Below are 25,692 nucleotides of genomic sequence, written 5' to 3' on the forward strand. Positions count from 1 at the left end.
CGGGGTCGTCGGAGTCTGCGTTGGATGCGCAGGGTGCCGGTGACCAGGGGATGATGTTCGGGTTCGCGTGTGCGGAGACCCCGGAGCTGATGCCGTTGCCGATCGCTCTGGCGCACCGGTTGGCGCGTCGGTTGTCGGCGGTGCGGAAGGACGGGACGATCCCGTACCTGCGGCCGGACGGTAAGACGCAGGTGACCATCGAGTACGAGGGCCTGCGTCCGGTCCGCCTGAACACGGTGGTCGTCTCGTCGCAGCACGCGGCGGACATCAGTCTGGAGTCGTTGTTGACGCCGGACGTGCGCGAGCATGTGATCGCCCCGGAGGTCGAGGGTCTGGGGTTGGACACCGACGGGTACCGGTTGTTGGTGAACCCGACGGGCCGCTTCGAGATCGGTGGGCCGATGGGTGACGCGGGTCTGACCGGCCGGAAGATCATCGTGGACACCTACGGCGGGTACGCCCGCCACGGTGGCGGGGCGTTCTCCGGTAAGGACCCGTCGAAGGTCGACCGGTCGGCGGCGTACGCGATGCGGTGGGTGGCGAAGAACGTGGTCGCCGCCGGCCTGGCCGAACGCTGTGAGACGCAGGTCGCCTACGCGATCGGCAAGGCCCACCCGGTGAGTTTGTTCATCGAGACGTTCGGTACGGAGAACGTGCCGGTCGAGCGGATCGAGAAGGCCGTGGCGGAGGTGTTCGACCTGCGTCCCGCAGCGATCATCCGGGATCTGGACCTGCTGCGTCCGATCTACCGGCAGACCGCCGCGTACGGCCACTTCGGCCGGGAGCTTCCCGAACTGACCTGGGAGAACACCGACCGCGCCGCCGACCTCAAGTCGGCCGCAGGCGCCTGACCCCCAGCAGGCACACCGACCGGCGGCCCGCTGACGGGTCGCCGGTCGCTCGTGTCTGCGTGGACGTGCCCCTGGCCCATCTGGACCGCCCCTTCGACTACCTGGTCCCCGCCGAACTGGACACCACGGCGGTGCCCGGCACCCGGGTCAAGGTCCGCTTCGCCGGTCAACTCGTCGACGGCTGGCTGCTGGAGCGGACCGAGCGGTCCGGGCACGCCGGCCGGCTGGCGTACCTGGAGAAGGTCGTCTCGCCCGAACCGGTGCTGGCTCCGGAGATCGCCCGGCTGGCCCGCGCGGTCGCCGACCGGTACGCCGGCAGCCTCCCCGACGTCCTCCGCCTCGCGGTGCCGCCCCGGCACGCCCGGGTGGAGAAGGAGACCGTGCCCGAGGAACCGGCGACCGTCGACGTCGTCCCCTCGGCCGCTCCGGACGGCTGGGACGCGTACCCGGCCGGGCCCGGATTCCTGCGGGCGCTCGCCGAGGGCCGGTCCCCGCGCGCGGTCTGGTCCGCGCTGCCGGGGGAGGACTGGCCGGCCCGCGTGGCCGACGCCGCGGCGGCCACCGTCCGCGGTGGGCGGGGCGTGGTCGCGGTGGTCGCCGACGCCCGCGAACTGGACCGGCTCGACGCGGCGCTGACCGGGGTGCTCGGCCCGGACCGGCACGTCCGGCTCTCCGCCGCCCTCGGTCCGGCCCGCCGTTACCGGGCCTTCCTCGCCGCACTCCGGGGCCGGGTGCCGGTGGTCATCGGCACCCGTGCGGCGATGTTCGCCCCGGTGCGGCGGCTCGGTCTGGTGGCGATCTGGGACGACGGCGACGACCTGCACGCCGAGCCCCGGGCGCCGTACCCGCACGCCCGCGAGGTGCTGCTCACCCGGGCCCAGCTCGGCGAGGCTGCCGCCCTGGTCGGTGGATACGCCCGGACCGCCGAGGCGCAACTGCTGGTGGAGACCGGCTGGGCACGGGAGGTGCTCGCGGAGCGGGCCACAGTGCGGGCGCGTACCCCGGCCGTCGCGCCGACCGGCGACGACCCGCAACTGGCCCGAGACCCGGGCGCCGCCACCGCCCGGCTGCCCAGCCTGGCCTGGACCACCGCCCGGGACGCGTTGCGCGCCGACGCGCCGGTGCTGGTCCAGGTGCCCCGCCGGGGCTACCTGCCCTCGATCTCCTGCGCCGAGTGCCGGGCTCCGGCCCGGTGCCCGCACTGCGCGGGTCCGCTCGCGCTCCCCTCCGCCCGGGGCACGCCGGCCTGCCGGTGGTGCGCCCGGGTCGCCGCCGCGTACGCCTGCCCGGAGTGCGGCGGCCGACGGTTGCGGGCCGCGGTGGTCGGCGCCCGGCGGACCGCCGAGGAACTGGGCCGCGCCTTCCCTGGGGTGCCCGTGCGCACCTCCGGGCGGGAGGAGGTGCTCGCCCGGGTGCCCGGCGGCGCGGGGCTGGTGGTGGCCACCCCCGGGGCCGAACCGGTCGCCGAGGGAGGCTTCGGCGCGGTGCTGCTGCTGGACTCCTGGGCCCTGCTCACCCGGGCCGACCTGCGGGCCGGGGAGGAGGCGCTGCGGCGGTGGCTGACCGCGGCGGCGCTGGCCCGGCCGGCCGCCGCCGGTGGGCGGGTGGTGGTGGTCGCCGACGGTGGGCTCGCCCCGGTGCAGGCGCTGCTGCGCTGGGACCCGACCTGGTTCGCCGCCCGGGAGCTGGCCGAGCGCCGGGAGCTGGGCTTCCCTCCTGCGGTGCGGATGGCCAGTGTCACCGGCACGGCGCCGGCCGTGGCCGAGCTGCTCGCCGAGGCCCGCCTGCCCGAGCAGGCCGAGGTGCTCGGCCCGGTCCCGGCCGACGACGACCGGGAACGGATGCTGGTCCGGGTGCCCCGGTCGCGGGCCGCCGCGCTCGCCGAGGCACTGCACGTCGCGGCGGGGGTCCGCGCCGCCCGTAAGGCCACCGACCCGGTACGGGTGCAGGTCGACCCGCTGGAGCTGTTCTGACCCCCTCCGGTGTGCGGCGTTCGCCGGGAAAGTCCTGGCGGGTGCGTGGTAGCATCGCCCCTCATTACCCGCGCCGGTGCGGCGCGACGGTGGCCCGAGCGCGGCGGGGCGACGCCGAATCGATGATGTCAACCAGCCGGTGATCAAAGGTGGATCAGTCGTGACCGTCCGTCAATCGATCGTCTTCAACGGTGATCTCGGCAGCGGCAAGAGCACCGTCTCCGTCGAGATCGCCCAGCGGCTCGGCATGCGGCGGGTCAGCGTCGGCGACCTGTACCGGCAGATGGCCCAGGAACGGCAGATGACCGCGCTCCAGCTCAACCTGCACGCCGAGCTGGACCAGGCCGTCGACGGCTACGTCGACCAGCTCCAGCGGGACATCGCCGCCTCCGGTGAGCCGCTGGTGATGGACTCCCGGCTGGCCTGGCACTTCTTCACCGACGCGGTCAAGGTGCACATGATCACCGAACCGGGGGAGGCGGCCCGACGCGTGCTGCTGCGTCCCTCCGGCCCGGCGGAGAGCTACGTCTCGCTGGAGGAGGCGAAGGCCAAGCTCAAGGAGCGCAGCGACAGCGAGCGGAACCGCTTCCTGGTCCGGTACGGCGTGGACAAGGCCCGGTTGCGTAACTACGACCTGGTCTGCGACACCACGCGGGCCGCCCCGGCCGAGGTGATCGCGCACATCGTCGACGCGTACGAGGGGCGCCTCGCCGCCGACGTGCTCCGCGACGCCCCCCCGCTGCTGCTGCTCGACCCGGCGCGGGTCTATCCCACCGAGGACGTGCACAACCTGCGCGGGCTCTGGGAGGGCGACTTCGTCGGCACGGTCGGTGCCGCCGGTGACCGGGCGCTGGAGCCGCTGAGCATCGGGTACTCCGGGGAGTACTTCTTCGTCGTCGACGGCCACCGCCGGCTCAGCGCCGCGCTCCAGAACGGCTTCACGCTGGTGCCCGCCCGACTGGTGGCCGAGGCCGACGAGCCCGTCGTCGACGGCCTCACCGCGGCCCAGTACTTCACCCGGCACGTCCACGCCGGCACCGTGCACGACTGGGAGGCCGCGCACAAGATCGAGCTGGCGCTGCCCGAGCACGTCCTGCGGGCCCCCGACGCGGTGCTGGCCGGCGACCCGGTCGCAGGGGCCTGACCTCGGCATCCAGCAACCGCCTCCACGGCGCGTCACGTCACCGTCACGGACAGTTCCGGGCATGATGAGGGCCCGGACGCCGTCGATGGAGGTTGACCGTGGACGTTGCCGAGGCGATGGCATGCCTGCTGTCACCACAGGGCCGCCTTGACCCCTATCCCGCGTACGAGCGGCTCCGTGCCCACGGCCCGGTCGTGGAGGCCTGGCCGGGGCTGCACGTGGCCACCGGGTACGCCGTGATCGACGAGGTGCTCCGTGATCCCCGGTACGCGGTCAGCTACGAGCCACTGCCGCAGACCACCGTCCCCGGCTGGGCGGAGAGCCCGGCGGTCGCCTCGATCGCCCGGTCGATGCTGCGGGCCAACCCGCCCGACCACGGCCGGATGCGGCAGATCGTCGCCGGGGCGTTCACCCCGCGTCGGGTCGCCGCCCTGCGGGAGGTCGTGACCGCCCAGGCGACCGCGCTGGTCGCGGGGATGGCGCAGCGGGGTCGCGACGGCGCGGTCGTCGACGTGCTGGACGAGTTCGCCTACCCGCTGCCGATCGGGGTGATCTGCGCCCTGCTCGGCGTGCCGGAGGCGGACCGGGGCGCCTTCCGGGAGTGGACCGCCGACCTCACCGTGGTCCTGGAACCGGACATCTCCGAGACCGAGCTGGCCGTGGCCGACCGGGGCGCGGTGGCGCTGCGCGACTACGTCCGGGGTCTGGTCGAGGCCCGTCGCCGGGCCCCCGCCGACGACCTGACCACGGCGCTGGTCCAGGCGCACGACGCCGACACCGGCCGCCTCAGCGCCGAGGAGCTCCTGGCCAACCTGGTGGTCCTCCTGGTCGCCGGGTTCGAGACCACCACCAACCTGCTCGGCAACGGGCTGGTGGTGCTGCTGCGGCACCCGGCGCACGCCGATGCGCTGCGCGCGGACCCCGACCTCGCCGGGGCGTACGTGGAGGAACTGCTCCGGATCGACTCCCCGGTGCAGGTGACCAGCCGGATCAGCAGTGTGCCGGTCGCCCCGGGCGGGGTGCCGGTCCCGGCCGGCGGCGAGGTCCTGCTGCTCCTCGGCGCGGGCAACCGCGACCCGGAACGGTTCGCCGACCCGACCCGGTTCGACCCGACCCGGCCACAGAACCAGCCGCTCTCCTTCGGCGGGGGACCGCACTACTGCCTGGGCGCGGCGTTGGCCCGGCTGGAGGCGCGGATCGCCTTCCCGCTGCTGCTGCGTGGGCTGCCCGACCTGGCGCTGGCCGGTGAGCCCCGGCACCGGACCCGGCTGACCCTGCGCGGCTACGCCACGCTGCCGGTGACCACCGGAACCCGCGGCCACCGGGCCACCGGCACCGACCACCGGCGGGCGACGGTGACCGCCGCGGTGAACCAGCGGTGGGGCGCGCGGACCGTGCCGGCCGGGGAACGCGGTACGCCGACCGGAGCCGGCCCGGGGACTCCGTAGACTGGTGCGGCACGAGTTCCGTCCCGTCGACGAAGGAGCCACCCCGCGTGACCGTCCAGCCCATCCGTCTGTTCGGGGATCCGGTGCTGCGCACGCCGGCCGATCCGGTGGTCGACTTCGACGTCGAGCTGCGCAAGCTCGTCGCCGACCTGACCGACACCATGCGGGAGCAGAGCGGCGCCGGTCTGGCCGCCCCGCAGCTCGGCGTGGGCCTGCGGGTGTTCACCTTCGACGTCGACGACGTGCTCGGACACCTGGTCAACCCGGTGCTGGAGTTCCCCGACGCCGAGGAGCAGGACGGTCCCGAGGGCTGCCTCTCCATCCCCGGGCTCTACTTCGACACCAAGCGCCGGCAGAACGTGATCGCCAAGGGGTTCAACGCCTACGGCGACCCGATGCAGATCGTCGGCACCGGCCTGATGGCGCGGTGCGTGCAGCACGAGACCGACCATCTCGACGGGGTCCTCTTCATCGACCGGCTGGACGCCGCCGGGCGCAAGGAGGCGATGAAGGCGATCCGTCAGGCCGAGTGGTACGACGTCGCCGCGCCGCCGGTGGTCAAGGTCGACCCGCACGGTGCCGCCAGCCCCTTCGGTCTGGGGCGGTGACCGTGCGCCTGGTCTTCGCCGGCACGCCGGCCGTCGCCCTTCCCGCTCTCGAGGCGGTCGCCGCCTCCGGGCACGAGCTGGTCGCCGTGGTCACCCGCCCCGACGCGCCGGCCGGACGCGGACGCGGGCTGTCCCGCTCCCCGGTCGGCGCGTGGGCCGACGCGCACGGCGTCGAGGTGCTCACCCCTGCCCGGCCGCGTGAGCCGGAGTTCCTCGACCGGCTCCGGGCGCTCGCTCCGGACTGCGTCCCGGTGGTCGCGTACGGCGCGCTGGTGCCGCCGGCCGCGCTGGAGATCCCCCGGCACGGCTGGATCAACCTGCACTTCTCGCTGCTGCCCGCCTGGCGGGGCGCCGCCCCCGTGCAGCACGCCGTGCTGCACGGCGACGAGCTGACCGGGGCGAGCGTCTTCCAGTTGGAGGCGGGGCTGGACACCGGCCCGGTCTACGGGACCCTCACCGACCGGATCGGGCCGCAGGACACCTCCGGTGACCTGCTGGAGCGGCTGGCCGGCTCGGGCGCGGGCCTGCTGGTGGCGGTGCTCGACGCGATCGCCGACGGCACCGCCCGTGCCGTCGCGCAGCCGGCCGACGGGGTGTCCCTGGCGCCGAAGCTGACCGTCGAGGACGCCCAGGTCCGCTGGACCGAGCCGGCGTTCGCGGTGGACCGGCGCATCCGTGCCTGCACCCCGGCCCCGGGCGGGTGGACGACCTTCCGGGGCGACCGGGTCAAGCTCGGCCCGGTGCGGCCGGTGCCCGACGGTCCGGAGCTGAAACCCGGTGAGCTGCTCGTGGAGCGTCGGCGGGTGCTGGCCGGCACGGCCACCAGCCCGGTGACGCTCGGCGAGGTACGCGCCGCCGGCAAGAAGCCGATGCCGGCCACCGACTGGGCGCGGGGCGTCCGGCTCGAGACCAGCGAGCAGTTCGCGTGACCGGGCCGGGGGAGCGACAGTACCCACGTCCGGTCCGGTCCGGTCCGGGCGGCGAGTCCGGGCGCGGCGACCGCCGGCGTGACCCACGGGACGGTCGGACCGGTGCCCGTCCGGGCGGGGCCGACCGGCGCGGCGGCGGGCGCACCGCCCGCCACGACGTCGTGGACCGGCCGCGTCAGGCCGCGTACGAGGCGCTCGCGGCGGTGCACCGCGACGACGCGTACGCCAACCTGGTGCTGTCGGGAATCCTGCGGGACGCGGGACTGTACGGCCGGGACGCCGCCTTCGCCACCGAGCTGACCTACGGCACCCTGCGCGCGGTGGGCACCCTGGACGCCATCCTCACCGACGCCGCCGGTCGGGACGTGCAGCGCATCGACCCGCCGGTGCGCGACGCGCTGCGGCTCGGCGCGTACCAGCTCCTGCACACCCGGGTACCGGCCCACGCGGCGGTCTCCGCCACGGTCGACCTGGTCCGGTCGGTCGCTCCGGGCGCGACCGGGTTCGCCAACGCGGTGCTGCGCGAGGTCGCCGGCCGGGACGCCGACGCCTGGATCGACCGGATCGCCCCGTCGATGGCGGACGACCCGGTCGGGCACCTGGCCCTGGCGCACAGCCACCCGCAGTGGATCGTCCGGGCCTTCCGCGAGGCGCTCGGCGGGGACCTCGGCGAGACCACCCGACTGCTGATCGAGGACAACCAACCCCCGCCGGTGCACCTGTGCGCCCGGCCGGGACTGGCCGACCCGGGGGAGCTGGCCGACGAGGTCGGCGGCGCACCGGGGGCCTTCTCGCCGTACGCGGTGTACCTCGCCGGCGGCGCACCGGGTGACCTGCCGGCGCTGGCGCAGGGCCGGGCGCACGTGCAGGACGAGGGTTCCCAGTTGGTGGCGGCGGCGCTGGCCGCCGCGCCGCTGGACGGGCCGGACGGTCGCTGGCTGGACCTGTGCGCCGGCCCCGGCGGCAAGACCGGCCTGCTCGGCGCGCTCGCGGCACAGCGCGAGGCCCGGGTGACCGCGGTCGAGGTGGCCGAGCACCGGGCCCGCCTGGTCGAGCAGGCCACCCGGGGCCTACCGGTCACCGTGCTGCACACCGACGGCCGGACGGTCGGCGCCGACCCGAAGCTGCCGGAGGAGCACTTCGACCGGGTGCTGGTGGACGCGCCGTGCACCGGCCTCGGCTCACTGCGCCGCCGGCCGGAGTCGCGTTGGCGCCGCCAGCCGTCGGACCTGCCGCCGCTGACCCGGCTCCAGCGGGAACTGCTCACCGCCGGCCTGCGGGCGACCCGCCCCGGTGGGCTGGTCGCCTACGTCACCTGTTCCCCGCACGTGGTGGAGACGCACGTGACGGTCACCGAGGCGGCCCGCCGCTGTGGCGCGCCGGTGGACTTCGTCGACGCCCGGACGCTGCTTCCGGCAGGGATGCCGGGCCTCGGGGCCGGGCCGACGGTGCAGCTCTGGCCGCACCGGCACGGCACGGACGCGATGTTCCTCGCGGTGCTGCGCCGGGGCTGAGAGGAGGGTGGGTGCGGTGTTCGGCCGAGCACCGCACCCACCGTCACCGAAGTAGGGCCTCGCCAGCCGTACGCCGACGGCATCGTGCGAACCGGTGAGCCGGGACGGAAGTGTCGCGGGGTGGCCGGCAGGACGGGACCGGTCAGGCGTAGCGGATCGGCAGGACCTTCGTGCCGCCGCCCTTGACCGAGCGCTTCAAGCTGCGGTCACTGAGCCAGAGGAAGCACTGCACGCCCTTGTTGCCAGCCTCCCACTCGTCCTTGGACGGGTGGTAGTAGATGGTTCCCGCCCGGTACTTCAGGTTGCTGTCGTCGGGGACCTTCGCGTAGGCGGCCACCATGGACAGGCACCGCTTGTGCGCCTGCGAGCTGCCGCTGACCAGGTCGGCGTGGTCGCTGGCGGTGTCCTGGTGGACGCCGACGAACTCGGCGTGGTGCGCGGTGGTGCAGGACGTCTCGGCCATGTCGTCGACCTTGCCGCCGGCCAGCTTCACGTTGAAGCAGCGGTGGGCGAGGGGCGCGGCACCGTCCAGCGCCCCCTTCAGGCTGCCCGTGCGGGTCTTCGTCGTCGGCCCGTCGAGGCGGTTGACCTCGGCGATGTCGCACCGGAACCAGCGGGCGCCGCCCCGCCAGCCGTACTCGGACGGCAGCATCGTCTGGAGGTCGATCCGTCCGGAGCGCCAGTCCGCGCCGAGCGTACGGTTGGCCGCCTTCTCGCACTCGGCGTACGCGAAGAGCCAGGCCGGGGAGCCCGCCGCCGGGGGCGTGGACCGGTCGGCGTGCTCGGCGGGCAGCGTGCCGACGTGCACCGTCTCGTTGTGGTGCGGCCCGTCGCAGGGCACCGGCCCGTACGAGCTGAGGAAGTTCAGCGAGGTCCCGGCCGGGTGGCAGGTGCCGGACTCCGGCTGGAACACCGTCGCGGCGGGGATCGCGGACCAGTCGTCGACCAGGTCGCCGTCGGTGCCCTCCGGCACGCCGCAACCGGCGAGCGCCAGTGCCGCCACTCCGCCCAGAGCGCACGCCCTCAGCCACCGTCGCATGAACCGACCTCCCCGTGCCACGTTGTCGGCACCGCCCCGGTGTTCGGGGCGGGCCACGGCGCAGGAGCATACGGCAACCGCGGCGGTGACGAGGGGACCGACCGTCCTCCCGGGACCCTGGGCGACCCGGTCGCGCCCGTCGGCGACCAGGGGCCACCGGGCGGCGCGTCACGGTCCGGATCGCCCGGTGGCTCAGCCGATCCGGGCGGGGCCGGGCGGGCGGTGGTGGCGCGGTGCCGAGCGGTGTCGACCGCGTTCGTACACTGGCCGGGTGACCGTACCGCCCCCGATCGTCGCGCCCAGCATCCTCGCCGCCGATTTCGCCCGCCTCGCCGAGGAGGTGCGGGCCGTGGAAGACGCCGCGGACTGGCTGCACGTGGACGTGATGGACAACCACTTCGTGCCCAACCTGACCATCGGGCTGCCCGTGGTGCAGAGCCTGCGGGCGGTGACCGCGATGCCGTTCGACGTGCACCTGATGATCGAGGATCCGCGCCGCTGGGCCCCCGGGTACGCCGACGCCGGGGCGTACAACGTCACCTTCCACGCCGAGGCCTGCGACAACCCGGTGGCGCTCGCCCGGGACCTGCGCTCGGCCGGGGCGAAGGCGGGCCTGGCGATCGACCGGGACACCCCGATCGAGCCGTACCTGGAGATCCTGCCCAGCTTCGACACCCTGCTGATCATGACGATCAAGGCCGGGTTCGGCGGGCAGCGGTTCATCCCGGGCCTGCTGGACAAGGTCCGTACCGCCCGCCGGCACGTCGCCGCCGGCCACCTGGAACTGCGTATCGAGGTGGACGGGGGGATCGCCGCGGACACCATCGCGCAGGCCGCCGAGGCCGGGGCGGACGCCTTCGTCGCCGGCACGGCCGTCTACGGCGCCGACGATCCGGCCGAGGCGGTGCACCGGCTGCGTGCCCTCGCGGAACGCGCGGCGGCCGGGGCCTGAGTCGTGGAGCCCACCGGCGAGCGTCCCGACGTCATCCTCGTCGTCGACGACGACGAGGACATCGCCCGGTTCGTCGAGTTCAACCTCCGGCTGCACGGCTTCGAGGTGATGCACGCCGCCGACGGCCAGGAGGCGCTCGAGCTGATCGAGCGGGCCCGCCCCGACCTGGCCGTGGTGGACCTGATGATGCCCCGCATCGACGGCCTGGAGCTGACCCGCCGGCTGCGGGCCGACCCGATGACCTCCGCCCTGCCGGTGATCATGCTGACCGCCAAGGGCATGACCGTGGACAAGGTGCACGGGCTCAGCGCCGGTGCCGACGACTACCTGGTCAAACCCTTCGACACCGCCGAACTGGTGGCCCGGGTCAGCTCCACGCTGCGGCGCAACAAGGAGTTCCGGGAGGTTTCCCCGCTGACCGGGCTGCCCGGCAACAGCCGGATCCGTCGGGAGATCAGCGACCGGGTGCGCAGCGGCACCGACTACGCCGTCGGGTACGTCGACATCGACCGGTTCAAGAGCGTCAACGACCGGTACGGCTTCGTCCGGGGCGACGACTTCATCTCCGCGCTGGCCCGCAGTCTGCACCGGGCGGTGGTGTCGATCGGGCTTCCGCCGGCCTTCCTCGGCCACGTGGGCGGCGACGACTTCGTCATCGTCTGCGCCCCCGAGCAGGTGCGCCCCCTCACCTCCCGCGCGGTGGTCGACTTCGAGACCGCCGCCGACACGCTCTACGACCCCGAGGACGCCCAACGCGGCTACGTCGAGCTGAAGGACCGGCGGGGCAACATCCGCCGGGCCGCCCTGGTCACCCTCTCCATCGGCGTCTCCCTCTCCGACAGCCGGAAGCGCTTCACCGACCCCCTGGAGGCGATCGCGGTCGCCTCGGAGATGAAGACGGTGGCCAAGAGCCAGCCCGGTTCGTACGTGGCCGTGGACCGGCGCCGGGGCATTCCCTGACCGTGCGGCGCGCCACCGCACGAACCTGTGAGGTAGCTCGCCGGGGTGGCGGACCCCCGGGGTCGACGTGTAAGACTTCCCTCGTACCCACCACGCGCTGGCGGGACTCGGTGTAATTCCGAACCGGCGGTGATCCACGGCCCGTGCCGTGGTCAGCCCGCGACCCGGTCGGCCTCGGCCGCCCGGTGGACCTGGTGAGAATCCGGGGCCGACGGTTGGGGGCGGGCAGACCCGCGCCCAGACAGTCCGGATGGGAGACAGCGCGCGGGACGGACAGGCCCCGGGGCCGGCACGCGCTGTCGGCTGCCCTCCGGGCCCTGCCGGGTCGGCTCCGCCGTTCCCGGCTCCGCCGCCGCATGCCCGTCTTCCGCCCCGCCGCGCGCCGACCCGCGCGAGAGAGCAGGGGCAGGCGATGGCCGGCGTCTCCACCGACGAGGCGATGCGACGCGCGATCGCGCTCGCTGCCCGGGGCCTGGGCACCACCAGCCCCAATCCGGTGGTCGGGTGCGTGCTGCTCGACCCGGACGGCGAGATCGTCGGGGAGGGCTTCCACGCCTACGCCGGCGGACCGCACGCCGAGATCGTCGCGCTGGCGCAGGCCGGCACCCGGGCCCGGGGCGGCACCGCCGTGGTCACCCTGGAGCCCTGCGACCACACCGGCCGCACCGGTCCCTGTAGCGACGCGCTGATCCGGGCCGGCGTCGCCCGGGTGGTGGTCGCCGTCCCCGATCCCAATCCGGTCGCCTCCGGCGGTGCCGGCACGCTGCGCGCCGCCGGGGTCGAGGTCGAGCTGGGGGTACGCGCCGACGAGGCGGAGGCCGGCAACATCGCCTGGCTCACCGCGACGCGCCGGGGCCGACCGTACGTGATCTGGAAGTACGCCGCCACGCTCGACGGCCGGTCGGCGGCCGAGGACGGCACCAGCATGTGGATCACCTCCGAGGCGGCCCGGACGGACGTGCACGCACTGCGGGCCACGGTCGACGCGATCGTGGTCGGGGTCGGCACCGTGCTCGCCGACGACCCCCGGTTGACCGTGCGGAACCTGCGCGACGGCACCCTCGCCATCCGGCAGCCGCTGCGGGTGGTGGTGGACAGCGCCGGGCGTACCCCGCGCGACGCCCGGGTCCGCGACGCCGCCGCCGACACCTGGATCGCCACCACCGCCGAGGTCGGCGCGGGGCCGGACGGCCGGGTCGACCTGCCGGCGCTGCTCACCGCGCTGCACCGGCGCGGGATCCGGGCGGTCCTGTTGGAAGGGGGTCCCCGGCTCGCCGGCGGCTTCCTCGCCGCCGGACTGGTCGACCGGGTCGTCGGCTACCTCGCGCCCCGGCTGCTCGGGGCGGGACCGACCGCCCTGCTCGACGCGGGCGTACGCACCATCGGCGAGGCCGTCGACCTCGAGATCGTCGACGTCACGCGGGTCGGACCCGACCTGCGGATCATCGCGCTGCCCCGGAAGAGGGAGAGCTGACATGTTCACCGGCATCGTCGAGGAGCTGGGCGAGGTCGTCCGGGTGACCGAGACCGGGGACGACTCGGCGCTGGTCGCCGTCCGTGGTCCGCTGGTCGTCTCGGACGCCCGGCACGGCGACTCCATCGCGGTCAACGGGGTGTGCCTGACCGTGGTCGAGGTCGACGGGGAGGTCTTCACCGCCGACGTGATGGGGGAGACCCTGCGCCGTTCCGCGCTGGGCGCGCTGCGTCCCGGTGACCGGGTCAACCTGGAGCGGGCCGCCGCGGTCGGCGGCCGGCTCGGCGGCCACGTGGTGCAGGGGCACGTCGACGGGGTCGGCGAACTTCTCGACCGGGAACCGGCCGAGAAGTGGGAGACGGTCCGCTTCCGGCTCCCCGCCAACCTGGCCCGGTACGTGGTGGAGAAGGGCTCGATCACCGTCGACGGGGTGTCGCTGACGGTCGCCTCGGTCGGTGACGACTGGTTCGCCGTCGGGCTGATCCCGACCACCCTCGCGGCGACCACCCTCGGGGGGCGGCGACCCGGTGACCCGGTCAACGTCGAGGTCGACGTGCTCGCCAAGTACGTCGAGCGGCTGCTCGGCGACCGGCTCACCGGCGGGGCCCGCTGATGGACCCGATGGCGTGGCTGCTCACCGCCCAGGTCGAGGTCGCCGGCGCGCCGGTGCTGGTGCGGGAGATCGTCGGCAACGGCTTCGGGCTGGCCTCGGCCCTGCTCGGGCTGCGCCGGCTGGTCTGGGCCTGGCCGGTCGGCATGGTCGGCAACGCCCTGCTGCTGACCGTCTTCCTCGGCGGGGTGTTCGCCACCCCGCAGGCCCACGACCTCTACGGCCAGGCCGGGCGGCAGGTCTTCTTCTTCGCCGTCAGCTGCTACGGGTGGTGGAGCTGGTCGCGGACCCGCCGGCTCGGCACCGCACCCGACCGGGCGGCGGTCGCCCCCCGCTGGGCCACCGGCCGGGAACGGCTGGGGATGCTGGCGGTGGCCGTGCTCGGCACCGCCGCCGCGTACCCGGTGCTCGCCGCGCTCGGGTCCTGGGGACCGTTGCCGGACGCCTGGATCCTGGTCGGCAGCCTGCTCGCCACCTACGGCATGGCCCGGGGCTGGGTGGAGTTCTGGCTGGTCTGGATCGCGGTGGACGCGGTGGGCGTGCCCCTGCTGCTGCGCGGCGGCTTCTACCCCTCCGCCGCGATGTACCTGTTCTACGGGCTCTTCTGCGCCTGGGGCCTCGTCAGCTGGTGGCGCACCTCGGCGAGGACCGCGCGGGCGGCCCGCACCCCTGTTCCGCACAGCTACCTGGAGGCGGCGTGACCACGTTCGGAACCATCGAGCAGGCGGTGGCGGACATCGCCGCCGGCCGGCCGGTCGTCGTGGTCGACGACGCCGACCGGGAGAACGAGGGCGACCTGATCTTCGCGGCCGAGAAGGCCACCCCGGAACTCGTCGCGTTCATGGTCCGCCACACCTCCGGCTACATCTGCGTGCCGCTGACCGAGAGCGAGTGCGACCGGCTGGACCTGCCGCCGATGCACCACACCAACCAGGACCGGCGCGGCACCGCCTACACGGTGACCGTGGACGCCCGGGAGGGGGTCAGCACCGGCATCTCCGCGGCCGACCGCGCGCACACCATCCGGCTGCTCGCCGACGCCGCGACCAGCCCGGCGGACCTGGCCCGCCCCGGGCACGTGGTGCCGTTGCGCGCCCGGGAGGGCGGGGTGCTGCGCCGGCCCGGACACACCGAGGCCTCCGTCGACCTGACCCGGCTGGCCGGACTGCGTCCGGCCGGGGTGCTCTGCGAGCTGGTCAACGACGACGGCACCATGATGCGCCTGCCGGACCTGGAGCGGTTCTGTGCCGAGCACTCCCTCACGCTGATCACCATCGCCGACCTGATCGCCCACCGGCGGCGGACGGAGAAGCAGGTCGAGCGGGTCGCCGAGGCCCGGATGCCCACCGCGCACGGGGTGTTCCGGGCGATGGGCTACCGCAGCGAGCACGACGGCGCCGAGCACGTCGCGCTGGTCATGGGCGAGCTCGGCGACGGCCGGGACGTGCTGGTGCGGGTGCACTCGGAGTGCCTCACCGGGGACGTCTTCGGTTCGCTGCGCTGCGACTGCGGCCCACAGCTCGACGCCGCCCTGGCCCGGGTGGCGCGGGAGGAGCGGGGCGTGGTGCTCTACGTGCGGGGGCACGAGGGGCGCGGCATCGGCCTGCTGCACAAGCTCCAGGCGTACCAGCTGCAGGACCTGGGGCGGGACACCGTCGACGCCAACCTCGACCTGGGGCTGCCGGCGGACGCCCGGGACTACGGCACCGGCGCGCAGATCCTCTACGACCTCGGGGTCCGCTCGATGCGGCTGCTCACGAACAACCCGGCCAAGCGGGCCGGCCTGGAGGGCTACGGCCTGACCATCTCCGGCCGGGAGGGACTGCCCGTCCGTCCGCACCCGGAGAACGTGCGTTACCTGCGGACCAAACGGGACCGGATGGGACACCTCCTCGACGAGCTGGACGAGGTCACCGAGACGCCGCTGCGCCGGGTGGCCGCGGCCGACGAGATCGGAGCATGACGAGATGGCGGGATTCGGCGAGCCCGGTGCGGGCGCGGTGGACGCGACCGGCCTGACCGTGGGCGTGGTCGCGGCCCGGTGGCACGGTGACCTCACCGACCACATGTGCGACCGGGCGGTGGCGGCAGCCGAGGCGTGCGGGGCCCGGACCGTGGTCGCCCGGGTCGCCGGCTCGGTCGAGCTGCCGGTGGTGGCGCAGGCGCTGGCCCGCCGCTGTGACGTGGTGGTCGCCCTCGGCGTGGTGGTGCGCGGCGCCACCGCCCACTTCGACTACGTCTGCCGGTCGGTGACCGACGGGCTGACCCGGGTGGCCCTCGACGAGGGGAAGCCGGTCGCCCACGGCGTGCTCACCGTGGACACCATCGAGCAGGCCCGGGACCGGGCCGGGCTGCCCGGCTCGGCGGAGGACAAGGGCTGGGCGGCCACCGTCGCGGCCCTCGACGCCGCCCTGGCCATCCGGGGGCTGGACGCCACCAACGGTCTCCGGCTCGGCTTCGGCGGCTGACCGCCGGTCACCGTGGCCGGCCGGCGGTGCCGGCGGGTGACCAGCCGCCGCGCCGGGCTGCCGACGATCGGCTGACCGCCGGTCACCGTGGCCGGCCGGCGGTGCCGGGGCACCGGGCAGCACCGGCGTTCTCCGTACCGGGTCCCGGGCGGCGTGTCCCGCCCGGGACCCGGGCCACCCGGCCGGCAGGCCCGGCTGGAAGAATCGCGTCCCGTGAAGACGTTCGAGGAGCTGTTCGCCGAGCTGCAGGCCAAGGCCGCCGCCGGCACCCCGGGGTCGGGCACGGTCGCCGCGCTGGAACGGGGTGTCCACTTCATCGGCAAGAAGGTCGTCGAGGAGGCGGCCGAGTCGTGGATGGCCGCCGAGCACGAGGGGCCGGAGCGGACCGCCGAGGAGATCTCCCAACTGCTCTACCAGGTCCAGGTGCTGATGATCGCCAGCGGGCTCGACCTCGAGGACGTCTACCGACATCTGTGAGTGCCCCACCCGACCGGTTGCATCACGATCGAGACAAGGAGCACTCCACCATGTTGCGTGTCGCCGTACCCAACAAGGGCACCCTGGCCGAGCCGGCCGCCCAGATGCTGCGCGAGGCGGGTTACCGCCAGCGCACCGACGCCAAGGACCTGGTCTGCCGGGACGAGGGCAACGACGTCGAGTTCTTCTACCTGCGCCCGAAGGACATCGCCACCTACGTCGGCTCCGGTGACCTCGACCTGGGCATCACCGGCCGGGATCTGCTGATCGACTCCGGCGCGCCGGCCGAGGAGGTGGTCGACCTGAACTTCGGTCGGGCCACCTTCCGGTTCGCCGCCCGCCCCGAGGACATCCACTCCGTGCAGGAGCTGGACGGGCACCGGATCGCCACCGCCTACCCGGGCCTAGTCGAGCGGCACCTCGCCGACCTGGGCGTGCGGGCCGACGTGATCCGCCTGGACGGGGCGGTGGAGAACGCCGTCCGCCTGGGGGTCGCCGACGTGGTCGCCGACGTGGTCTCCACCGGGGCCACCCTGCGCCAGGCCGGTCTGGCGGTCTTCGGCGAGCCGCTGCTGCGCTCGTCGGCGGTGCTGGTCCGCCGGACCGAGGCCCCCGCCGGTGTCCAGGCCGACCAGTTGCTGCACCGGCTGCACGGGGTGCTGGTCGCCCGCCGGTACGTGATGCTCGCCTACGACGTGCCGGCGAACCTGCTGGAGCGGGCCAGCGCGCTCACCCCGGGCATCGAGTCGCCGACCATCTCCCCGTTGCACCGGGAGGGCTGGGTGGCGGTGCAGGCCATGGTGGCCCGCGACGAGGTGCACCGGATCATGGACGAGCTCTACGAGGTGGGCGCGCGGGCCATCCTGGTCACCAACATCCACGCCTGCCGGCTGTGAGAGCGCTGCCGCCGACGGCCGCCCTCGCCCTGGTGGCGCTGGGCGGGGTGGCCTCGGCGGCCCAGGGCGTGCTCAACGCCGAGTTCGGGGCGCGGGCCGGTGACCCGGTGCTCGCCGCGGTCGTCAACAACGTGGGCGGCAGCGCGGTCGTGCTGGTCGCCCTGCTGGCCTGGCCGTCGATGCGGGCCGGGCTGCGTCAGCTGCGGACCGCCGGGCTGCCCTGGTGGGCGTACCTGGGCGGGCTGGGGGGCGCGGCGATCGTGCTGGTCGCCGCGTACGTCGTACCGGTGCTCGGGGTGGCGGCCTTCACCGTCGCCCAGGTCGCCGGGGGCAGCCTCGGCGGGCTCGCCGCCGACCGGGGTGGTCTGGCCCCGGTGGGACGACTGCCGCTGACCGGCCCCCGGGTCACCGGCGCGCTGCTCGGTCTGGCGGCGGTCGCCCTGGCCCAGCTCGGCCGTCCGGTGGGGGAACTGGCGGTCGGCCCGCTCCTGCTGGCCGTGGCCGGGGGCCTGGCCGTGGCCCTCCAGTCCGCGTTGAACGGACGCGTCTCCGCCGCCGTCGGCCCCGGCGCCGGCATCGCGGTCAACTTCGTGGTGAGCACGGCGGCGGTGTTCGCCGCCGCGGCGGTCGCCGGCACCCTCGTGCGGTCCCCGGCGAGCTGGCCCGGCGACTGGTACCTCTGGACCGGCGGGCTGCTCGGGGTGAGCATCGTGGGCGCGCTGCTGGTCGGGGTCCGGTCGGTTGGCGTGCTGCGCACCGGTCTGGTGCTGGTCGGCGGGCAGCTCGGCGGGTCCCTGCTGTTCGACGCGTTGGTGCCCGGCGGCGCCGGGCTGCGGCTGCCGGTGCTGGCCGGCGCGGTGCTCACCCTGCTCGCCGCGGTGCTGGCCGGCCGGGGCACTCGGGTGGGCGGGGATCGGGCGGTCGCACCGCCGGTGCTCCGGGCCGCCCGGGACCGTCCCGTGACGACGGACCGGCGGCACTGACGCCGGATGTCGCGCATGGCGGCGCGGGTCGTCCCGGAACCGGATGGCAGACTGGTGGGGTGAGCGATTCCGACCTGGTACGCCTGCGTCCCCGCCGGATCCGGGTGGTCTGCTGGTCCTCGGCCGTCGCGTTGGTGGTGGTCTTCACCCTGGTGGCCACCTCGCTGCACGGCCCCACCGGTAACGGCTACGGCTCCTTCCAGCGGGGCGACCAGCTGGCCATGATCGGCCTGGGCGTGCTCGGCGCGCTCGGCGCCCTGCTCTTCACCCGTCCGCGCGTCGAGGCCGACGCGCACGGCGTCCGGGTGCGCAACATCATCGGCTCGTACGAACTCCCCTGGGACGTCGTGCGCAACGTCCGGTTCGACCGGGGGGCGCCCTGGGCGAGCCTGGAGCTGTACGACGACGACCTGATGCCGATGGTGGCCCTCCAGGCGGCCGACAAGGAGCTGGCGGTGGACGGGGTGCGCGCGTTGCGCCGCCTGCACCGGGCCCGCCAGGCCACCCTGGCCCAGGGCTGAGCCCGGCCCGGTGGGTCGATTTGGGTGCCTCCCCGTCGGGGGTGTAATGTGACTCTGTCGACCAGGCTGCCGCAGATATGTGGGCAGCCCTGAAGTGGAGCGCCTGCTCCCACCCGAGTCGCCCGCGTCGGCGGCCGGGTCCGGTCACCGGTTCCGGGCATGTTCCGGCTCCGGATGCGCGATCATGTGATCGTGCCGACCGGTCGAGCGGGCCCTGGCGTGTGCCGGGGCCTTCTGCTTTCCGGGTCGGTTCCCTCCCGGGAACCACGGAGTCGGCCGCCTAGGAGAACGGACTCGAGGAGGCCCCATCAGCGTCGAACCACGCGTGAACGAGCAGATCCGGGCACGTGAGGTCCGACTGGTCGGCCCTGAGGGTGAGCAGGTGGGCATCGTCCCGCTGGAGCGCGCCCTTCAGCTGGCCGCGGACGTCGACCTGGACCTGGTCGAGGTTGCGCCCATGGCGCGCCCGCCGGTGTGCAAGCTCATGGACTTCGGCAAGTTCAAGTACGAGAGCGCACTCAAGGCGCGCGAAGCGCGGCGTAACCAGCAGCAGACCGTCATCAAGGAGATGAAGCTCCGGCCCAAGATCGACCCGCACGACTACGAGACCAAGAAGGGTCACGTGGTGCGGTTCCTCAAGGCCGGCGACAAGGTCAAGGTGACGATCATGTTCCGTGGTCGCGAGCAGAGCCGTCCGGAGCTGGGCTACCGCCTCCTGCGCCGGCTCGAGTCGGAGATCTCGGAACTGGGGTACGTCGAGGCCGCTCCGAAGCAGGACGGTCGAAACATGATCATGGTTCTCGCTCCGCACCGTGCCACCAAGGCCGCCGCCACGGCAGCCCGGTCCGGCGCACCGCGGGAGCGGGAGGCCGGTGCCGCCGAGGCACCAGCGGCCGAGGAGGCCGAGCCCGCCGGCACGCCCGGCGAGTAACAGGGGAGAGACGTTTCACATGCCGAAGATGAAGAGCCACACGGGAATGGGCAAGCGGGTCAAGGTGACCGGCAAGGGCAAGATCGTTGCCCAGCAGGCCGGCCTGCGTCACAACCTGGAGAAGAAGCCCTCCACCCAGACCCGGCGGCTGACCGGCACGGTCGAGCTGGCCAAGGCTGACGTCAAGCGAATCAAGAAGCTGCTCGGCCGCTGACGCGCGCCACGCGACCACTAGTAAGGAGTAGTTGAATGGCACGCGTCAAGCGGGCTGTGAACGCCCACAAGAAGCGTCGTACCCTGCTGGAAGCCGCGAGCGGCTACCGCGGCCAGCGCTCCCGCCTGTACCGCAAGGCCAAGGAGCAGGTGCTGCACTCGATGCAGTACGCCTACCGGGACCGTCGCGACCGCAAGGGCGACTTCCGGCAGCTCTGGATCCAGCGGATCAACGCCGGAGCCCGCGCCAACGGGATGACCTACAACCGGCTGATCCAGGGTCTCAAGCTGGCCGGCGTCGAGGTCGACCGCAAGATCCTGGCCGACCTGGCCGTGAACGACGCGACGGCGTTCGCCGCCATCGTCGAGGTCGCCCGCGCCGCCGTGGCGGCCGAGGGCACCGGTGGCGCGGCGGCCCAGGCCGCCTGATCCACCGCAACCGGTCATCGAGGCGTCTCCCATGCCACCACCCGCGCACGGGAGGCGCCTCGACGCCGTCCCGGGTCCGTTCACCCCGCGTACCCCCCGGGTCGCCGCCGCCCGCCGGCTGCACCGCCGCCGCGACCGGGACGCCACCGGCCGCTTCCTCGCCGAGGGGCCGCAGGCCGTCCGGGAGGCGCTGACCCGCACCGGCCTGGTGGTCGAACTCTTCGGCACCCCGGCCGCCCTCGACCGGCACCGTGACCTCGCGGCCCGCGCCGCCGCCACCGACGTGCCGGTCTCCGAGGTCACCGAGGAGGCGCTCGCCGCCCTCGCCGAGACCGTCGCCCCGCAGGGGCTGGTCGCGGTCTGCCGGCACCTCGACGTCCCCCTCGACCGGGCGCTCGCCGCCACCCCCCGGCTCGTCGCGGTGCTCGCCGGCATCCGCGACCCGGGCAACGCCGGCACCGTGCTGCGCACCGCCGACGCCGCCGGAGCGCAGGTGGTGGTCTTCGCCGGGGACACCGTCGACCCGTACAACGGCAAGTGCGTGCGGGCCTCCGCCGGCAGTCTCTTCCACGTCGACGTGGTCCGCGCCGCCGACCCCGCCGAGGTGGTCGAGGCGTCCCGCGCCGCCGGACTCACCGTCCTGGCCACCACCGGGTACGGCGACAGCGACCTCGACGACCTCGCCGACACCGACCGGCTGGCCGCCCCCACCGCCTGGCTCTTCGGCTCCGAGGCGCACGGCCTGCCCGCAGAGCTGACCGCCACGGCCGACGCCCGGGTCCGGGTGCCGCTGCACGGGCGTGCGGAGAGCCTGAACCTGGCTGCGGCCGCCGCCGTCTGCCTGTACGCTTCGGCGAGAGCACAGCGATCCCCCGTCCGGGGATCCACCACGAAGGAGAGCGTCCGCCCGTGAACGCGCCTCGGCGTTCCTTTAGCCAGCCCGCCGGTCCCGGCGGGCGGCGGGCCTGACCCTCCGCGCGTCCCTCCCACCGGCGGGCTGCGGCACAGCCGCGCGTCCGTAGACTCGCCTGGCCGTCCGGTGAGGGCGGCGCCGTCGTGAGGGAGTGCCCGTACGCCATGACCTATCGCAACGATCCGTACGACCCGAAGCAGGTCGCCCTGCTCGACCCGGCCGCCCTGGCCGCGGCCGTGGCCGACGCCGAGAAGGCGTTCGCCGGCGCCGCCGACCCGGACGCGCTGACCGCGCTGCGCCCCGCGCACCTGGGCGACCGGTCCCCGGTCTCGCTGGCCCGCCGGGAGATCGGCGCCCTGCCGCCGGCCGCGAAGTCTGACGCCGGCAAGCGGGTCAACGAGGCCCGCCGGGGCATCGAGGCGGCCTACGCCGCCCGGCTGGAGGTCCTGGAACGGGAGCGGGCCGAACGGGTGCTGGTCGAGGAGCGGGTGGACGTCACCCTCCCGTACGACCGGCGGCCCCGGGGCGCGCGCCACCCGGTCAGCACGCTGATGGAGCAGATCAGCGACCTCTTCGTCGGGATGGGCTACGAGGTGGCCGAGGGCCCCGAGGTCGAGCTGGAGTGGACCAACTTCGACGCGCTCAACATCGGCCCCGACCACCCCGCCCGGGGCCTGATGGACACCTTCCACGTCGCCACCAGCGGCGCGACGGGCCCGGGACAGGTGCTGCGGACGCACACCTCACCGGTGCAGGCCCGGTCCATGCTCACCCGCCAGCCCCCGATCTACGTGGTGGTGCCCGGCCGGGTGTACCGCACCGACGAACTCGACGCCACCCACTCGCCGGTCTTTCACCAGGTCGAGGGGCTCGTGGTGGACCGGGGCATCACCATGGCCCACCTGCGCGGCACCCTGGACCACTTCGCCCGCGCGATGTTCGGTGAGGGCGCGCGGACCCGCTTCCGGCCGCACTACTTCCCGTTCACCGAGCCGTCCGCCGAGTTCGACGTCTGGTTCCCGGAGCACCGGGACGGGCCGCGTTGGGTCGAGTGGGGCGGCTGCGGCATGGTCAACCCGCGCGTGCTGCGGGCCTGCGGCATCGACCCGGAGGTCTACTCCGGATTCGCGTTCGGGATGGGCATCGACCGGACCGTCATGTTCCGGCACGGGGTCAGCGATCTGCGGGACATGGCCGAGGGCGACGTGCGGTTCACCCGCGCGTTCGGCGCCGGGGCGTAGCGGGAATGCGGGAACGAGACACGGAGACGGTGGTCTAGAGGCATGCGAGTTTCAGTCAGTTGGCTGCGGGAGTACGTCGACCTGCCCGCCGACCTCGAACCGGCCGACCTGGAGCGGGCCCTGGTCGACCTCGGCATCGAGGTCGAGTCCCTGGTGGACCTGCGGGCCACGGTCACCGGGCCGCTGGTCGTCGGCGAGGTCCGCGAGATCGAGGAGCTCACCGGCTTCAAGAAGCCGATCCGGTTCTGCCTGGTGGACGTGGGCCAGGCCAACGGCACCGGCGAGTTGCAGGAGATCGTCTGCGGGGCGCGCAACTTCGCCCCCGGCGACCGGGTCGTGGTGATCCTCCCCGGCGGGGTGCTCCCCGGCGACTTCGTCATCGGCGCGCGCAAGACGTACGGGCGCAACTCCCGGGGCATGATCTGCTCGGCCAAGGAACTGGGCCTCGGCGACGACCACTCGGGCATCATCGTGCTCGGCGGGGAGAACCCGGCCAAGCCCGGCGACGACGCGCGCCCGGTGGTCGGGCTCGACGACGTCGTGGTCGAGCTGGAGATCACCCCCGACCGGGGCTACCAGATGTCGGTCCGGGGCATCGCCCGAGAGTTGGCGCACGCCTTCGGGGTACCGTTCCGCGACCCCGGCCTGGTGCCCGCGCCGGTCGGGACGGCGCGTCCGGCGTACCCGGTGGAGGTGCGCGACCCGGTGGGCTGCGACCGGTTCGTCGCCCGGACCGTCCGGGGCGTCGACCCGACCGCCCGGACCCCGGAGTGGATGAGCCGCCGACTCACCGTCGCCGGCATCCGCAGCATCTCCCTGCCGGTCGACATCACCAACTACGTGATGCTCGAGCTGGGGCAGCCCATGCACGCCTTCGACGCCGACCGGCTCGTCGGCGGTCTGGTGGTGCGCCGGGCCGAGCCGGGGGAGAAGCTCACCACCCTGGACGGGGTGACCCGCAGCCTGGCCGCGGAGGACATGGTCATCTGCGACGAGACCGGTCCGATCTCCCTCGCGGCGGTGATGGGTGGCGAGACCAGCGAGGTGGTCGCCGGCACCACCACCGTGCTGCTCGAGGCGGCCCACTGGGACGCGGTGATGGTCGGGCGCACCGCCCGCCGGCACAAGCTGTTCAGCGAGGCGGCGAAGCGGTGGGAACGCGGCGTCGACCCGGCCCTGCCGCTGGTCGCCGTGGAGCGGGCGGTGCGGCTGCTCACCGAGTACGGCGGCGGGACCGCCGACGCGGAGATCCTCGACATCGACCACGTCCGGCCGGCCACCCCGGTGAGCCTGCCGGCCGACCTGCCGGGTCGGCGGGTCGGCGTGGACTACCCGCCGGCCCGGGTGGTCGCCCTGCTCGAGCAGGTCGGCTGCACGGTGACCCGGGGCGTCGACCGGCTCGCCGAGGACCCGGGCGCGGTCGGGGTGATTCCCGGTGGCCCGACGGTGCTGACCGTCGTCCCGCCGACCTGGCGACCGGACCTGACCGACCCGGCCGACCTGGTCGAGGAGGTGGTCCGCCTCGACGGGTACGACCGCGTTCCGTCGGTGCTGCCGCCCGCCCCGCCCGGCCGGGGGCTCACCCCGAGCCAGCGGCGGCACCGGGCGGTCGCCCGCGCGCTGGCCGAGCAGGGGTACGTCGAGGTGCTCGGGCACCCGTTCGTCGCCCCCGACCTCGCCGACCAGCTCGGCCTGCCCGCCGACGACCCGCGTCGGATGGCGGTACGGCTGGCCAACCCGCTGTCGGAGGAGGAGCCGCTGCTGCGCACCATGCTGCTCGGACCGCTGCTGGGCATCCTCAAGCGCAACATCGGCCGGGGGCACCGCGACCTCGCCCTCTACGAGACCGGCCTGGTCTTCCACCCGCGTCCGGACGCCGGGCCGGCCCCGGCGATGGGGGTCGACCAGCGTCCTTCCGACGCCGACTTCGCCGCCGCCGACGCGACCCTGCCGGCTCAGCCCCGGCACGTGGCCGTGGTGCTCGCCGGGGACGTCGAGCCGGCCGGCTGGTGGGGGGCGGGCCGCCCGGCGAGCTGGGCGGACGCCGTCGAGGCCGGCCGGACGGTGCTCGCCGCCGCCGGGATCGACGCGCACCGGGTCGTCGTCCGCGCCGCCGAGCAGGCCCCCTGGCACCCGGGGCGCTGCGCACAGCTGCTGGTCGACGACACCGTCGTCGGGTACGCCGGCGAGCTGCACCCGTCGGTGCTGGCCACCCTGGAGCTGCCCCGGCGGACCGTCGCGATGGAGCTGGACCTGGACGCCGTGCCGGCGGCCGGTGTCGTCCCGGCACCGACCGTCTCCGGGTTCCCGCCCGCGCTGATCGACGTGGCGTTGGTGGTCGACGAGACGGTGCCGGCGGCCGACGTGCAACGGGCGCTGGCCGAGGGGGCCGGCGAGCTGCTGGAGTCGGTCCGGCTGTTCGACGTGTACGTCTCGGCGCAGCTCGGCGAGGGACGCCGGTCCCTGGCCTACAAACTCACCTTCCGCGCCCCGGACCGCACCCTGACCGTCGAGGAGGCGGTGGCCGCCCGCGACGCGGCGGTCGCCACCGCCGCGTCCCGCTTCGGCGCGACCCTGCGCGGCGCCTGAGGCGCACGGAGGGGCCCCTGCGGACGCCTCAGGCACCGCAGGGGCCCCTCCTGTCACCGGATCCGGTCAGCCGGGGATCTTCGAGTTGGCGAACGGGTAGTGGTCCCACCAGGTGCCCCGGCGGTGCTTGCGGACGACGCCGTTCCTGCGAAGCAGCAGCAGGTAATCGGCGTTGGCCACCAGAGCGGCGTCCTGCGTGGTGGTGCGGAGCACCCGGGCGAACACGTCGAGCATGTGCGGGATGCCCTGCTCGGTCAGGGTTTCCTTGTTCATCCGGAGGTTGAGCCGGGCGTACGGGTCCGGCTCCCACTCCCACTGCCCCTCGTCGGTCTCCACGTCGACGTAGCCGTTTCGGCCGACCGTGACGTCGACCGTGAACCCGTACCGGTCGTAGAGGTCGCCCTCCAGCCCGTTGGCGTACGGCGTGAAGGTGGCCCGGTCGGTCGGGTCCGGAAACGCATGGTCGGCGAGTTGCTCGGCGGTGATGTCGCCGGCGAGGACCAACCGGTATTCGATGGCCACGTGGTGC

At 74.4% G+C, this 25,692-nt stretch carries 24 protein-coding genes and 2 pseudogenes; 24 read left to right on the forward strand and 2 right to left on the reverse strand.

What is annotated here, in order from left to right; all coding sequences use genetic code 11:
- From metK to AB0F58_RS28725, 7 genes and pseudogenes are all read left to right on the forward strand, one after another.
- A partial coding sequence (metK, locus tag AB0F58_RS28695; protein WP_357149559.1) for a methionine adenosyltransferase occupies positions 1-851 on the forward strand: 851 nt, incomplete at its 5' end.
- Positions 848-2,824 carry a primosomal protein N' gene (locus AB0F58_RS28700; protein WP_357149656.1) on the forward strand — a complete coding sequence of 659 codons (1,977 nt, stop codon included), beginning with the start codon at positions 848-850 and terminating at the stop codon, positions 2,822-2,824. The genes metK and AB0F58_RS28700, both read left to right, overlap by 4 nt.
- 160 nt (positions 2,825-2,984) lie before the next feature.
- Entirely contained in the window at positions 2,985-3,968 is a 984-nt protein-coding gene (locus AB0F58_RS28705; protein ID WP_357149562.1) for an AAA family ATPase, read from the forward strand.
- A 98-nt stretch (positions 3,969-4,066) separates the two neighbouring features.
- A pseudogene (locus AB0F58_RS28710) lies at positions 4,067-5,272 on the forward strand (cytochrome P450); the annotation flags it as partial.
- A 191-nt stretch (positions 5,273-5,463) separates the two neighbouring features.
- Positions 5,464-6,024, forward strand: a complete 561-nt coding sequence (gene def / locus AB0F58_RS28715; RefSeq protein ID WP_357149564.1) for a peptide deformylase — start codon at positions 5,464-5,466, stop codon at positions 6,022-6,024.
- A 2-nt stretch (positions 6,025-6,026) separates the two neighbouring features.
- Entirely contained in the window at positions 6,027-6,953 is a 927-nt protein-coding gene (fmt, locus tag AB0F58_RS28720) for a methionyl-tRNA formyltransferase (RefSeq protein ID WP_357149658.1), read from the forward strand.
- Between the two features lie 161 nt (positions 6,954-7,114).
- Positions 7,115-8,467 (forward strand): transcription antitermination factor NusB, encoded by a 1,353-nt coding sequence (locus AB0F58_RS28725; RefSeq protein ID WP_357149567.1) that lies wholly within the window; start codon positions 7,115-7,117, stop codon positions 8,465-8,467.
- 142 nt (positions 8,468-8,609) lie between these two features.
- Here the strand turns inward: AB0F58_RS28725 and AB0F58_RS28730 are convergent, their stop codons facing one another.
- On the reverse strand, positions 8,610-9,506 hold the full coding sequence (locus AB0F58_RS28730; RefSeq protein WP_357149569.1) for a septum formation family protein: 897 nt from the start codon (positions 9,504-9,506) through the stop codon (positions 8,610-8,612).
- 271 nt (positions 9,507-9,777) lie between these two features.
- Here AB0F58_RS28730 and rpe point away from each other — a divergent pair, with 271 nt between their 5' ends.
- The 17 genes and pseudogenes from rpe to pheT all read left to right on the forward strand — a co-directional run bounded on the left by rpe (position 9,778) and on the right by pheT (position 25,163).
- Entirely contained in the window at positions 9,778-10,458 is a 681-nt protein-coding gene (gene rpe / locus AB0F58_RS28735; RefSeq protein WP_357149572.1) for a ribulose-phosphate 3-epimerase, read from the forward strand.
- Between the two features lie 3 nt (positions 10,459-10,461).
- Positions 10,462-11,418: a response regulator gene (locus AB0F58_RS28740; RefSeq protein ID WP_357149575.1), complete on the forward strand. Its 957-nt coding sequence runs from the start codon at positions 10,462-10,464 to the stop codon at positions 11,416-11,418.
- A gap of 412 nt (positions 11,419-11,830) precedes the next feature.
- Positions 11,831-12,892 (forward strand): bifunctional diaminohydroxyphosphoribosylaminopyrimidine deaminase/5-amino-6-(5-phosphoribosylamino)uracil reductase RibD, encoded by a 1,062-nt coding sequence (ribD, locus tag AB0F58_RS28745; protein ID WP_357149578.1) that lies wholly within the window; start codon positions 11,831-11,833, stop codon positions 12,890-12,892.
- Between the two features lies 1 nt (position 12,893).
- Positions 12,894-13,512 (forward strand): annotated as a pseudogene (locus AB0F58_RS28750) (riboflavin synthase); the annotation flags it as partial.
- On the forward strand, positions 13,505-14,203 hold the full coding sequence (gene pnuC, locus AB0F58_RS28755) for a nicotinamide riboside transporter PnuC (protein WP_357149661.1): 699 nt from the start codon (positions 13,505-13,507) through the stop codon (positions 14,201-14,203). The pseudogene AB0F58_RS28750 and the gene pnuC, both read left to right, overlap by 8 nt.
- A complete protein-coding gene (locus AB0F58_RS28760) occupies positions 14,200-15,465 on the forward strand; it encodes a bifunctional 3,4-dihydroxy-2-butanone-4-phosphate synthase/GTP cyclohydrolase II (protein ID WP_357149664.1) in 1,266 nt (421 codons plus the stop codon). The genes pnuC and AB0F58_RS28760 overlap by 4 nt, the downstream gene beginning before the upstream one ends.
- A gap of 4 nt (positions 15,466-15,469) precedes the next feature.
- The gene (gene ribH / locus AB0F58_RS28765) at positions 15,470-15,970 is read left to right on the forward strand and encodes a 6,7-dimethyl-8-ribityllumazine synthase (protein WP_357149581.1); all 501 of its coding nucleotides are present in this window, start codon (positions 15,470-15,472) and stop codon (positions 15,968-15,970) included.
- Between the two features lie 213 nt (positions 15,971-16,183).
- The gene (locus AB0F58_RS28770; RefSeq protein WP_357149585.1) at positions 16,184-16,447 is read left to right on the forward strand and encodes a phosphoribosyl-ATP diphosphatase; all 264 of its coding nucleotides are present in this window, start codon (positions 16,184-16,186) and stop codon (positions 16,445-16,447) included.
- 50 nt (positions 16,448-16,497) lie between these two features.
- The gene (gene hisG, locus AB0F58_RS28775; protein ID WP_357149588.1) at positions 16,498-17,343 is read left to right on the forward strand and encodes an ATP phosphoribosyltransferase; all 846 of its coding nucleotides are present in this window, start codon (positions 16,498-16,500) and stop codon (positions 17,341-17,343) included.
- Entirely contained in the window at positions 17,340-18,326 is a 987-nt protein-coding gene (locus AB0F58_RS28780; protein ID WP_357149591.1) for a DMT family transporter, read from the forward strand. The genes hisG and AB0F58_RS28780 overlap by 4 nt, the downstream gene beginning before the upstream one ends.
- Positions 18,327-18,385: 59 nt before the next feature.
- On the forward strand, positions 18,386-18,847 hold the full coding sequence (locus AB0F58_RS28785) for a PH domain-containing protein (RefSeq protein ID WP_357149594.1): 462 nt from the start codon (positions 18,386-18,388) through the stop codon (positions 18,845-18,847).
- Between the two features lie 325 nt (positions 18,848-19,172).
- Positions 19,173-19,778 carry a translation initiation factor IF-3 gene (infC, locus tag AB0F58_RS28790; RefSeq protein WP_357149597.1) on the forward strand — a complete coding sequence of 202 codons (606 nt, stop codon included), beginning with the start codon at positions 19,173-19,175 and terminating at the stop codon, positions 19,776-19,778.
- Positions 19,779-19,797: 19 nt separating this feature from the next.
- Positions 19,798-19,992 carry a 50S ribosomal protein L35 gene (gene rpmI, locus AB0F58_RS28795; RefSeq protein ID WP_026267805.1) on the forward strand — a complete coding sequence of 65 codons (195 nt, stop codon included), beginning with the start codon at positions 19,798-19,800 and terminating at the stop codon, positions 19,990-19,992.
- Positions 19,993-20,027: 35 nt separating this feature from the next.
- Positions 20,028-20,420: a 50S ribosomal protein L20 gene (gene rplT, locus AB0F58_RS28800; protein ID WP_357149600.1), complete on the forward strand. Its 393-nt coding sequence runs from the start codon at positions 20,028-20,030 to the stop codon at positions 20,418-20,420.
- A gap of 31 nt (positions 20,421-20,451) precedes the next feature.
- The gene (locus tag AB0F58_RS28805; protein WP_357149603.1) at positions 20,452-21,333 is read left to right on the forward strand and encodes an RNA methyltransferase; all 882 of its coding nucleotides are present in this window, start codon (positions 20,452-20,454) and stop codon (positions 21,331-21,333) included.
- 164 nt (positions 21,334-21,497) lie between these two features.
- Positions 21,498-22,574, forward strand: a complete 1,077-nt coding sequence (pheS, locus tag AB0F58_RS28810) for a phenylalanine--tRNA ligase subunit alpha (RefSeq protein ID WP_357149606.1) — start codon at positions 21,498-21,500, stop codon at positions 22,572-22,574.
- Positions 22,575-22,616: 42 nt separating this feature from the next.
- Complete coding sequence (pheT, locus tag AB0F58_RS28815) at positions 22,617-25,163, forward strand: phenylalanine--tRNA ligase subunit beta (RefSeq protein WP_357149609.1); 2,547 nt, start codon at positions 22,617-22,619, stop codon at positions 25,161-25,163.
- A gap of 66 nt (positions 25,164-25,229) precedes the next feature.
- Here the strand turns inward: pheT and AB0F58_RS28820 are convergent, their stop codons facing one another.
- Complete coding sequence (locus AB0F58_RS28820; RefSeq protein ID WP_357149612.1) at positions 25,230-25,685, reverse strand: SitI3 family protein; 456 nt, start codon at positions 25,683-25,685, stop codon at positions 25,230-25,232.
- Between the last annotated feature and the right edge of the window lie 7 nt (positions 25,686-25,692).

This window comes from Micromonospora sp. NPDC023956 (assembly GCF_040639195.1).
GTDB lineage: Bacteria > Actinomycetota > Actinomycetes > Mycobacteriales > Micromonosporaceae > Micromonospora.